Genomic DNA, 12,037 nt, shown 5'->3' on the forward strand with positions numbered 1-12,037 from the left:
CTTATCATCGTAATTTGCTTTCTCTGAGCATGATTTGCTTTTGCCGCTGGGTCAGTTGTTTGGTGGCGTTAACGCCGCGCAACAATAGCATATGGTTGCGTACGGCCGCCTCGACCAGCACGGCGATGTTGCGGCCTGCCGCAATCGGAATAATCACCTTGCTGATTTCGACATCCAGCACTCGCTGGGTCTGCCGGTTGGCGCTCAGGCGATCCAGGTCTTGCGGCTTCATTTCATCGGCCAGTTCCAGCTGTATCATCATATCCAGTGGCTTGGTAGGTTTGACCGCATTATCGCCATAGAGTGCGCGAATGTTCAAAATGCCCAGGCCACGCACTTCTAAAAAGTCCTGTAGCAGTTCCGGGCAGCGGCCTTCGATGCGCTCGGGCGAGGTGCGGTAAAAGTCGACAATGTCATCGGCCACCAAGCGATGGCCGCGTGAAATCAGCTCCAGCGCTAGTTCGCTTTTACCAATCGCAGCACTGCCGGTAATCAGCACACCAAAGCCCTGTACCTCCATAAACACGCCGTGCATGCTGGTGGTTTCTGCCGTGGCCACGGCCAGATAATGGCTAAGCAGCTCCATGAGCTGCGGGCTGATCATGGGGGTGGTAAATAAAGGGGTTTGCGTTTGCTGGGCGGCCTCCAGCATGATGGGGGGCACTTTTTCACCATTGGCCACCACTACCATGGCCAGGTCGGTGGAGAACAGATTGCTCACCGCTTGTTGTAGCGCCAGTATGCTCAGGCTGGCCATGTAGTCCATCTCGGCACAACCCAGTACCTGCACGCGGTTCGGGTGCACAAAATTCAAATGCCCGACCAATGCCAATGAAGGTTTGGTCACGGTGCCGGAGTTGAGTATTTTTTGACTGCCAGACTCGCCTGCCACCCATTTCAATTTGAGTTTGCTGCGAATCTGCTTGTACAAATCAGCGACTGAGATTTGCGCCATACGTGTTGTCAACATGTAAACAGGGAATTGACAGCCATTCTACAACTGAATGCTGAGCGGTGGGGGTGAAACGACGTAAAAGTGATGTGTGTGGCGGGTTTGAGTTCTCTACCCGTGCGGGTAGAGAATGTGAGGCAAGACTTAGGAACTTAACTGGTGTTTTACTGCACCGCCGGATTTATGGTGGTCGCCGTGTTTTTCCTTGTGTTTCAATACCTGACGGTCAAGTTTGTCAGTAAGCATGTCGATGGCACTATACATATTTTCATCGCTGCAGGTCGCGTGCAAATCGTTGCCTGGCACATGTAATGTCGCTTCAACCTTTTGGGCAAGCTTTTCAACAGACATGGTGACTTTGACATCAATCACATGATCAAAGTGATTGCTGATGCGGGAGAACTTGGATAAGACGTACTCGCGCAATGCCGGTGTGATTTCTAAATGATGTCCTGTAAGTTGTAAATTCATGACAAACTCCTTTTTCTGAAATTGTCCTGTCGGAATTTTTCACCTATAAAAAAGAAGTGAAAGTGCGATAAGACAGTTTCAGTTTACTCTTTTGAAAAACGGATGCAACCCGGAAGTGAGGTGGATTGTTGATGCTAATCAGCATTTGTGCAGACTTCTTTGGGTGGGCATAAGCGCCTGCTTAGCATTTGTGGCTTATTTTGCTTTTCTCAGTGTGAGGTTAATTCGTTTGTTGCCAGTGAGTGGATGCTGATGAGCCCCGATGGCAGCAACACCGTGATAAAAGCGCCGACTTTCACCTCCCCATACCACGATGTCTCCATGTTGCAGCGGAATTTTGGCTGAGGCGTCATTGCGTTTGGCTCCGCCAAACAAAAATGTGGCCGGGATGCCGAGGGATACCGAAACAATCGGTTGTGAAAAATCCTGTTCATCTTTGTCCTGATGTAAGCCCATTTTGCTGCCTGCCTGGTAAATGTTGATCAGGCAGCTGTCGGGCACAAAGTCGCTGTAACCTGCCTGTGCGGCGGCGTTTGCCGCCAACTGCAAAATCACTGGTGGAATCGCTGGCCACGGTTGTCCGGTGACCGGGTCGTATGCAAGATAACCATAGCCTTGCGAACTGCCTACCCAGCCCCAATGGCCCATGCTGCTGGTGGCGACTGACATTAAGCCCATGGGTGTCATCATCTGTTGTGCGGGATGCGCGGCCAGATGCTGCTGTAACATCTGCCAAAGCGTTGGCATCACTGACAGGGCAAAGCCGGGTAGCCAGCAGGCGCCAGCGGCGATCGCGACAGGCTTGGTGCGGTGTTCAGGAAATAAATCCATAGGGCCTGGTCTCGTTTATGGCATCCATTCGATGGCCACATTCCTTTGTTTGGCCAGCTGCTCCATGCGTGGGATGGTACGCTCCAGGCGCAGCAGGTAGTCGGCGGCAGACTCCTGGTGAAAGCCCATCACCATTACCGGCCGGTGGGCATTAAGGAGCTGTTCGAACAGGGTCAGCAATTGTTTGGTACTGGTGTAATCGGCCATGGCCGCATTGTCGGGGTATTCCATCAGTTTGTAGCCCAGCGCATAGGGTTGGTCCATGGGTGTGCTTTGCGGGTGCAGTTGCTGTAGCAGTTTGACTAACGGGCTATCGGCATGCCAGCGCGTAGTGAGTAAATTGGCATCAATACGCGAACTGTCCCACAAAAACTGGTTGGCCTCCAGCGCCGCTTGTAAGTTGGGCCCAAACTGCCAGGCGCCTGCGCGAAAATGCCGCGGACGGTTGAAGCCGTTGCTGACCATCAACTCACTGGCGCAACTGACCAGCTGCGTGAGCTCGGTCTGGCTGTAGGCATATTCCAGGCTGACCGTGTGACCGCAACTGGCTTGAGTGCAGTGCTCATCCGTGCCAGAAATCGAAGGCTCCGCCTGGTAGCCGATCCCGCAATATTTCACCAGCGTGCGCATGGGGTGTATATGCAGGCCGATGGTGTCTTGTGGTAACAAGGTGCTGCGTATCTGGCTGCCGATTTGTGCGCGGTTAACGCCAGGCTGGATAAAGTAAGCTGGGTTGATCAGGTGCAGTAAAGGAATCTGCGGAAACTGTTGCCTGAATTTCTGCATGGCTTGCAGGTTGTCTTCTTGTAGTGACAAACCTTCCCAATCGACCGTCACCCATACTTGCATCGTCTCTTGCGCCTGCACTGGTATCGACCAGTTAAGAAATATTGGTGCCAAGAGTATGGTGGTGAGCAAACAGCGATAAAAGCGACGCATGGTGAGGGCGTTCCTTGTAAGCAGAGGTCAGGGCGGGTGCGCTCCATCTATATCGGCAGGGTCGCACGGAGTCAACGACGGCTCATCAGCGTGACCGCCTACTGCCTGATTCACTGCACCCGCCCGGCTATTTTAGGGGATTCTGCCGCAAGACGCCAATGCACAGGCGGCTGATGGGGATAGCGTATAATAGTGGCCATGTCTTTATCCGTTCGTCAGATTCTTGCCCATCAGGGCTATGCGTTCCCAAAGTTGCTGACCTATCGTATTTTTATGGTGCTGTCGTACCAAATGATGATGGTTGCCATCGGCTGGCATATTTATGAAATCACCCATGACCCCTGGTCGCTTGGCCTGATCGGTCTCGCTGAAGTCATCCCTTATATGGGTAGCGCCCTGTTTGCCGGGCATGCGGTGGATCATTATTTTTCGCGGCGTGGTTTTGCCGTGGTTTCGGCTTTATTCTTATCGGTGAACGCAGGTTTGCTGGTGTTGATTGCACAGCATCATCCACAGCATACCGAGTGGTGGATTTACGCGACGGTGGCCCTCACCGGTTTTGCCCGGGCCTTGATTTCACCCAGCTACAACACCTTATTCGCCCTGATTATTCCGCGTGCGTCCATTGCCAAAGCCTCCGGCATTGGCAGCTCCATGTTCCAGATTGGCTTGATTGTCGGGCCAGCCATCGGTGGTCTGCTCATTGGCTTTGCCGATAAATCGATTGCGTATGGCTTGTCAGCCATACTGGCGCTGGCGGCGGCTGTTGCGGCAACCACATTACGCGTGCAAGAGCATCACAATCATGAGCCCATGAACGTGTTTGCCAGCATAGGCGAAGGCTTGCGTTTTGTACGGCGCACACAGGTGGTATTAGGCGCGCAATTGCTGGATATGTTTGCGGTGTTGTTTGGTGGTACGGTCGCCATGTTGCCTGCATTTGTGCATGATGTTTACCAGATGGGCCCGGAAGGACTGGGCGTGTTGCGTGCGGCGCCTGCCCTCGGAGCGATTGTGACGGGCGTCTGGCTGGCAAAACATCCGATTCATGAGCATAGCGGCCGCTGGTTATTGCTGGCGGTGGCCGGGTTTGGTGTATGTATGATTGCCTTTGGGCTGTGCAATACCTACTGGCTGGCGATTGTAATTTTAGCGATTTCCGGCATGATGGATGCGGTGTCCGTGATCTTGCGGCAAACCATTCTGCAACTGGCCACGCCGGATAATATGCGTGGCCGTGTGTCAGCGATTAACGGTATTTTTATTGGCTCATCCAATGAGCTGGGGGCGTTTGAATCCGGCCTCACCGCCAGGTTAATGGGCTTGGTGCCGTCAGTGATATTCGGCGGCTGCATGACCATTGCCGTGGTTGGCGTGACCGCTATCAAGGCGCCTAAATTACGCGACCTGCATCTTTCTCATCTGCATTAAACCCCATGCGCGATCTGGAGTCGTTGTTTCAAGCCCTGCAACGCTCTACCTTTCGTACCGGTTTCCGCTTAAACGCAAAAGACCTGCACTATTTGCAGCAAAAGGGCCTGCCTGCGATACTGGATCATGCTGAAAGCTTTATCGCTGACAGGCTGGCGCCCGCAGTGGTGGCCAATGACGGCCAGCAAACGCCAATGCGTGGTCACCCGGTGTTTGTGGCGCAGCATGCCACGGCGACCTGTTGCCGTGGCTGTTTGAGTAAATGGCACCGTATTCCTGAGGGCCGGGCGCTGACGTTAGAAGAACAGGCGTATGTGGTTGTGGTGATTGAGCACTGGTTGATCAGCTTGGCTGAGGGCAAAAAATAAGGGAGAAGGCCGACGGCGCTTCTCCCTTTGGCAGCGTGAATAAAACTTATTGCTTGGTTGCCGTTGTTTCCGCAGTTTGCCAGCCACCGCCCAGCGAGCGGTACAAGTCGACTACGGCGGCTACTTGCTGCTGCTTGGTCTCAATCAGCTCCATTTTGGCATCCAGCGCATCCCGTTGCGTCAGCAACACTTCCATATAGTCAGCACGTGCGGCTTTAAACAGCTGGTTGGCCACGTCAATGGATTGCGTCAATGCTTCCACTTGCTTGTTTTTCAGCTGGTAGTTTTTATCCAGATTGTCGATATTGGCAATCTGGTTAGCCACTTCCATATAAGCATTGATAATCTTTTGCTCGTAGTCATAGGCCGCCTGGATCTGCACGGCATTGGCGCTCTTGTATTGCGCTTCAATGGCATTCCGGTTGATCAGCGGCGCGACCAGCTCGCCACCGAATGAGGCCATGACCGAGGCTGGAATATTGAGCAGGTATTTAGGATCAAACGCCTGGAAGCCCAAGCCTGCCCGGATCGAGAACGATGGGTAGAAATTGGCTTTGGCCACATCAATATTCAACTTGGCTGCTGACAGCTCCAGCTCGGCCTGGCGAATATCCGGGCGGTTGGCCAATAATTCTGAAGGCACACCGGTTTGCATCACCTTGTTCTGCATGGCCATAAAGTTTGCTGATGCACGTTTGATCGGTTGCGGTGTTCTCCCCAGCAGATAGTTGATGCGGTTTTCGGTTTCGACAATGCTCTGTTTCAGCACATACTGGCGGCTCTGGTTTTTTTCTACCTCGGCCTCAAACCGTTTCACTGCCAGTGAGTTGGCGCGCGCATATTGTTGCAACTGCTTCACCACTTCGAGCGCGTTTTGCTGAATTTTGATGTTTGTATCCAGCGTGTCCAGTTCATTATCCAGCGCGATCAGCTCATAGTAAGCATGGGCCACTTCGGCCACCAGGTTGGTGACCAGAAAGTTTTTGCCTTCAATGGTGGCCATATACTCCATGACCGCCACTTTGGTGGCATTGCGCAGTTTTTTCCACACGTCCAGCTCCCAGGAGGCGACCAGGCCGAACTGGTAGTTGCCGAGGAATCTGGGGTTGGAGCGGCCTTCCTTGATATCCAGGTTTTCTTCAACGGCGCCGTTACGGGTGTACTTGCCGACTTTCTCTTTATCGGCGCTGGCGCCGATGCCGACAAATGGCAAATATTCACCCTTACGGGCCTGAATTTCATTCTGCGCCACGGTGATCCGTTGCGCCATGATATGAATTTCCTTGTTGTTGTTTACGGCCGTATCAATCAACGCCACCAGGTTCTGGTCATCAAAAAAGTCCTGCCATTTGACGCTGGCACTATTGCCAGCTGGGGCAGCCGTCTCCTGGTATTGCGTTGGCAGATTGGTATCAGCCTGCTTGCTGGTGATAAATGGGATGGCGCAAGATTGCAGCATCAACGACACTGCACCAGCGACCATCCAGGTTAAATGCTTATTCTTCATCGTCATCATCATCCTGATGGGAGTTGTATTTGTAGGTCTCGGTCAGAGGCTCGGTCTCTTCTTTGCGGATCAGTGATTTACGATCAGCCAGGGTACCAAAAATATAGTACAAGCCTGGAATCACAATCACACCGAAGATGGTGCCGAACAGCATGCCGCCCATGGCTGAGGTACCAATGGTACGGTTGCCCACTGCGCCTGCACCCGTGGCGATCACCAGCGGAATCAGACCTGCAATAAAGGCAAAGGAGGTCATCAGGATAGGACGGAAACGGGTTTTGGCGCCTTCAATTGCTGCATCGCGGATAGACATGCCCTGGCCATGTTTCTGCACGGCAAATTCCACAATCAACACGGCGTTTTTACCTAGCAGACCAATCAGCATAATCAGGCCAACTTGCGCGTAAATGTCGTTGGCTAGCCCCAGTATCTTGAGCAGGAACAGCGAGCCAAAAATACCTGCAGGCAAGGACAGAATGACCGCAAATGGCAAAATAAAGCTTTCGTACTGCGCGGCCAAGACCATGTAGACAAACACCAGCACCACGATAAAGATCATCAGCGCTTCATTGCCACGTTTCTCTTCGTCGTAAGACAGGCCTTCCCAGGCAATGTCGTAGCCTTTCGGCAGCGTAGTACGTGCGACTTCTTTCACTGCATTGATGGCCGATTCTGTGGTGTAACCCGGTGCCGGTTCAGCGCGGATCGCCGCTGAGTTGTACAGGTTGTAACGGGTGATCTCGTTAGGGCCCTGGCGTTTCTTCATGGTCATGAAGGCGGAGTAGGGCACCATTTCACCCTCTTCGTTTTTCACAAAGTAGTTCAGCACGTCACTGGGGTAACGGCGGAACTCAGGCCCGGCCTGGGTATACACCTTGAAGAAGTTATTAAAGCGGATAAAGCCTTGCTCGTAAGTACTACCGATCAGGATGTCCAGGTTGTTCATGGCATCTTCGATCGATACTTTCTTCTGCATCGCCAACTGGTTGTCGATAATCAACTCATATTGCGGATAGTTGGCCGCATAGAACGTGAACAAGCCAGTCAACTCTTTGCGCTTGCCCAGGTTCTGCATGAACTCCTTGTTGATCTTGTCAAATACGTAGTAGTCCGCGCTGGTGGTTTTATCCAGCAAGCGCAGTGACAGACCAGAAGCCGCACCATAACCAGGCACTGCAGGCGGTTGGAAGTATTCCACCACCGCACCGAAGTTTTTGGTTTTTTCTTCCAGCTCTTCGATGATCTGTTTTACTGACTGTTTACGCTCAGACCAGTCCTTGAGGTTGATAATACACGTACCCGCGTTGGAGCCACGCCCCTCAGTCAACACTTCATAACCCGCCAGTGAGGAGACGGATTCCACGCCTTCCACTTGCTTGGCCAGCATTTGCAAATGACGCGCGACCTTGTTGGTGGTTTCCAGTGTTGAGCCCGGAGGTGTCTGGATAATGGCGTAAATCATGCCCTGGTCTTCACCTGGGATAAACCCGGCAGGCAGGATTTTGTCGACATAGAAAATACCGGCCGAGAACAGCGCCAGCACGACAAAGGTCACGGTACGCAGGGTGACGACTTTTTCCAGGAAGTTGGTATACCGGCCGGTGACCTTTTCAAACACCCAGTTAAAGCCATCCAAAAACACCGAGATGGGTGTTTTGCGTTTAGGCTGGCCGTGCGTGTCTTTGAGGATCATGGCGCACAGTACTGGCGTTAATGTCAGCGCCACGATACCGGACAACACGATTGAAGAGGCCATGGTAATGGCGAACTGGCGGTAAAACACGCCGACCGGGCCTGGCATAAAGGTGATCGGGATAAATACCGAGGTCATCAATAATGTAATGGCCACAATGGCGCCGCCGATTTCACCCAGCACGCGTTGCACTGCTTTGTAGGGGCCGACATGGTCAGAGGCCATTTTGGCATGCACGGCTTCCACCACCACGATGGCGTCATCCACCACCACACCAATGGCGAGTACCAGGGCGAACAGCGTGACCAGGTTAATACTGAGCCCAAATGCCTTCATGACAAAGAAGGCACCAATCAGCGAAATAGGTACCGCCAGTGTCGGGATCAGCGTCGAGCGCCAGTCGCCAAGGAAAATAAACACCACCAGCGCTACCAGTACAAAGGCCTCTGCCAACGTGTGAATCACTTTCTCAATCGAGGCGTCAAGGAACTTGGAAACGTCGTAATTGATTTCATAATCCATGCCAGCCGGGAAGCTTTGTTTCAGCTCTTCCATTTTGGTTTTCACGTCAGCAATCACTTCGCTGGCGTTGGTGCCATAGTTTTGCTTGAGCACAATCGCGGCAGAAGGGTAGCCGTCTTTGTTGGAGTAAATATCAAAAAACTCACTGCCTAACTCAATCTTGGCAATGTCTCTGAGGTGCAGGATTTCGCCGTTGGAATCGGCGCGAATAATAATGTTGCCGTACTCTTCAGGCTTGTTGTAGCGGCCTTTGTAAACCAGTACATACTCTTTGGATTGCGCGTAAATGCCCGAGCTCTGGCCCAAACGACCTGGGCGGCCAATCACGCTCTGGCTGCTAATCGCATCCATCACGTCTTTGGATGAGATCTTGTAAGCCCGCATGCGCTCAGGGTTGAGCCAGATACGCATCGCAAACTGGCGGCTACCCAAGTTCTGGGCCTGGGCGATACCGTGGACACGCTGAATTTCAGGAATCACGCTGACGTTGACGTAGTTAAACAGGAATTTCTCGTCGGCATTTTTATCTTTACTGTACAAGTTCACATACATCAGCATGCTCGGCTGTACGGTATTGACGATCACCCCCTCTAACTGCACCAGGGGCGGTAGCTTGCTCATGACCTGGTCCAGCCTGGTTTTTACCAGCACCATGGCCGCGTTCGGGTCTACGCCGAGGTCAAAAATCACCTGTATCGTCGCTTCACCGGCACTGGTGGCGTCAGACACAATGTATTTCATGCCCGGCACCCCGTTGATGGCGCGCTCGATAGAAATCAGGGAAGACTGCACCAGCACGTCCGCGCTGGAGCCTGGGAATGCCAGCGTCACAATCACGCGTGGCGGGGCAATTTCCGGAAACTGCGAAATTGGCAGGGTTTTAATCGACAGAAAGCCGAGGAAAACCATCACCAGCGATAGCACAATCGCCATCACCGGTCGTCTGAGGAAGATGTTTAACATGTTTTTTTCACCTTAAGGTTATTCTGCGTACAGTTCCAGCTCAGGAACGACTTTTTCAGGTGCTTTGTAATCGGTGTCGATTTTTTGTCCGTTTCTGACGCGGCGTAAACCTTCCAGCAACACAGTGTCTGTGTCCTTGAGGCCGGATTTCACGATAAACAAATGGGGTAGTTCGGCGGCGATTTGAATCATGCGCTGTTCGATCTTATGGTCTTTGTTGACCACATACACAAAGGTCTTATCCAGCACTTCAAAGGTCGCTTTTTGCGGGATCAGCATCGCATTCGGGTAAGGCACTTCCAGCAAAATGGTGCCGGTCTCGCCGTGGCGCAACAAACTATGCGGGTTAGGAAAATCTGCCCTGAACTCGATGTTGCCGGTTTTGTTATCAAAGTCGGCTTCCACGGTTTCAATCGCACCGGCCTGGTCAAACAAGGCGCCATTGGCCATGCGCAATTTCACCGGCACACCTTTTTCATTTTTCTGGTGAATCTTGAAGTCCAGGTATTCTGCTTCTGGCACGTTGAAATAAACCCACATGCGGCTGTTGTCAGACAGCGTGGTCAGCAAGTCACCTTCATCCAGCAAGCTGCCTTTTCGCACCAGCAAATGGTCCATGATGCCGGTAAACGGTGCATTGATATTGGTAAAATTCAGGTGGGTTTGTGCCAGCTGCACTTCGGCATTGGCTTTGTCCAATTTAGCTTTACCCAGTGCCAGCTCATTTTGCGAGACAATGTTTTTCTCGGCCAGCGCCTTGGTGTTTTCATATTCGATTTGCACAGTTTTGGCCTCAGCCTGTGCTTTCAGCAAATCGACCTGGTAGACGTTAGGCATGATTTTGAACATGGGCTGGCCCTGTTTGATGACCTGGCCTTCACCGGCATAGACGTCCTGCAAATAGCCGCGCTCCAGTGCCCGCAATTCAATATGCTGAATCGCATGAATCTGGCAGACATATTCCTTGGTGATCATGGTGTCTTTGTGCCATGGGGTAGTGACTTCGAGTTTCGGTGGCGCTTCTTCGTGCGCCTCTTCCTGATGACAAGCGCTGAGCAGGGAGCCAAGCAAGCCTAAAACGATTAAGTTCTGTTTAATCATAGTGTGTTCTTATCTTAAAAAATGAAGAGAAATACTTGCAAAAACAGGTGGTTGGCGGATGCCTGGCTGCAGGGGGCCTGTCTTGATCGTCAGACTATCCTTTCTTGCTGCAAACCACAACCGCTAGCCTAGGCTCCGTCCTGGGTGGACGCTTAAGGGAGTGCTGGTAACAACGAGGGGAAGGGGGCGATCAGCGGCGTTGAGCAGGGGCGCAAACGCGGATTACACCTGGGGATGGCTGGGTGGTGCGCGCGAGTGCAGGTGACGAACAAACACCGGGCGTGGGGTCACGCGGCGGCGAGGCAGAGCCAGCAACGCAAACAGAATCACGCAAGCAATCGTCATGCTTGTGGGAGGTGAAATTAAAGGAATGAGGGAAGAGAACGGCGTTTCACCATCACCAGAATATTCAACGACTTCGGCCACACGCACACGCACGGTGTCGTCGCTGTAGCTGGAGTGGTCAGAGAACTCCGCAACCAATGCAAAGCCGAGCACAGCCAACAGCACTGTGACGACCCACAGTCTGAGCTGCAACGCGGCGGTATTCAGATGTTTATGCATAAGTCAGTTAACGGAAATAAAATGTCAATTCTGTAGTGGTATGTGCGTTATATCGCCTTAGGCGCGGTATTTATTCAAATTAGATAGCTGATCGGTCAACATCGATAAAGTCTAAAATGTATTATCGTAAATGCTCTTTACATTGCTTACATTAAACGCTTTTACATAGCGAATGACAAGACGCAATCAAGCGTAGTTCGAAGAAAAGCGGTGTTTGTAAGCTGGTTGTCAGTTTTGAGTGCACCAAGTTAGTGCGTACGTTTGCGCTGTTTTGGAGATGATCACTTACTTTTTCGCCTTTTCGGCGAGTTACTTTTCTTTGCTTGCCTATTCTATGATCGATCTATTTCGCCTTTCCGGCGACCGTTCTTTCTTATGCTTGTCCATAAGAAAGAAGGCAAAGAACAAGACACCCCAACTTCCGCTTAATTCCTGTGCTACTCGGTTTGTCGGGCGTCCATCGAAACTCGCCCTGACAAGCCACATAAGACGTGGCTTGTTGCGGAACTCGAACAGCCGATGGCCGAGAACTCCCGCCAACCCTGCGTTGCTCGGCGCGGCAGATGGGGACCCCGAACACCTAATGAGCGCCACCATTATTGCCCTTAACAAACCAATCTGTTTTTTGAATCGTTCAAATTGTTACGCTGTGAGTTTGGCGAGATAAATCCCATTCCATCACGCTGAGTAGCGGA

At 52.1% G+C, this 12,037-nt stretch carries 10 protein-coding genes; 2 read left to right on the forward strand and 8 right to left on the reverse strand.

Annotated features, from left to right (window positions below; translation table 11 throughout):
* Positions 1-4 precede the first annotated feature (4 nt).
* From hprK to OH31_RS08225, 4 genes are all read right to left on the reverse strand, one after another.
* Positions 5-955: an HPr(Ser) kinase/phosphatase gene (gene hprK / locus OH31_RS08210; RefSeq protein WP_019881017.1), complete on the reverse strand. Its 951-nt coding sequence runs from the start codon at positions 953-955 to the stop codon at positions 5-7.
* A 141-nt stretch (positions 956-1,096) separates the two neighbouring features.
* Positions 1,097-1,423, reverse strand: coding sequence for a ribosome hibernation-promoting factor, HPF/YfiA family (gene hpf / locus OH31_RS08215; protein ID WP_019881018.1), 327 nt, complete (start codon positions 1,421-1,423; stop codon positions 1,097-1,099).
* A 195-nt stretch (positions 1,424-1,618) separates the two neighbouring features.
* The gene (gene alkB / locus OH31_RS08220) at positions 1,619-2,254 is read right to left on the reverse strand and encodes a DNA oxidative demethylase AlkB (protein WP_024930350.1); all 636 of its coding nucleotides are present in this window, start codon (positions 2,252-2,254) and stop codon (positions 1,619-1,621) included.
* Positions 2,255-2,269: 15 nt separating this feature from the next.
* Entirely contained in the window at positions 2,270-3,103 is an 834-nt protein-coding gene (locus OH31_RS08225; RefSeq protein WP_242402232.1) for a hypothetical protein, read from the reverse strand.
* Between the two features lie 288 nt (positions 3,104-3,391).
* On the opposite strand from OH31_RS08225, the gene OH31_RS08230 reads away from it, so the two are divergent.
* Together OH31_RS08230 and OH31_RS08235 are read left to right on the forward strand one after the other, a co-directional pair.
* Positions 3,392-4,624: an MFS transporter gene (locus OH31_RS08230; RefSeq protein WP_024930352.1), complete on the forward strand. Its 1,233-nt coding sequence runs from the start codon at positions 3,392-3,394 to the stop codon at positions 4,622-4,624.
* A gap of 5 nt (positions 4,625-4,629) precedes the next feature.
* A complete protein-coding gene (locus OH31_RS08235; RefSeq protein ID WP_024930353.1) occupies positions 4,630-4,992 on the forward strand; it encodes a DUF4186 domain-containing protein in 363 nt (120 codons plus the stop codon).
* Positions 4,993-5,038: 46 nt separating this feature from the next.
* Here the strand turns inward: OH31_RS08235 and OH31_RS08240 are convergent, their stop codons facing one another.
* The 4 genes from OH31_RS08240 to OH31_RS08255 form a co-directional block, all read right to left on the reverse strand.
* Complete coding sequence (locus OH31_RS08240) at positions 5,039-6,499, reverse strand: TolC family protein (protein WP_019881023.1); 1,461 nt, start codon at positions 6,497-6,499, stop codon at positions 5,039-5,041.
* Entirely contained in the window at positions 6,489-9,677 is a 3,189-nt protein-coding gene (locus tag OH31_RS08245; protein WP_024930354.1) for an efflux RND transporter permease subunit, read from the reverse strand. The genes OH31_RS08240 and OH31_RS08245 overlap by 11 nt, the downstream gene beginning before the upstream one ends.
* Positions 9,678-9,695: 18 nt before the next feature.
* Positions 9,696-10,778, reverse strand: coding sequence for an efflux RND transporter periplasmic adaptor subunit (locus OH31_RS08250; protein ID WP_019881025.1), 1,083 nt, complete (start codon positions 10,776-10,778; stop codon positions 9,696-9,698).
* Between the two features lie 222 nt (positions 10,779-11,000).
* Positions 11,001-11,342: a hypothetical protein gene (locus OH31_RS08255; RefSeq protein ID WP_024930355.1), complete on the reverse strand. Its 342-nt coding sequence runs from the start codon at positions 11,340-11,342 to the stop codon at positions 11,001-11,003.
* Positions 11,343-12,037 lie beyond the last annotated feature (695 nt).

The organism is Methylophilus sp. OH31 (assembly GCF_000576615.1).
GTDB lineage: Bacteria > Pseudomonadota > Gammaproteobacteria > Burkholderiales > Methylophilaceae > Methylophilus.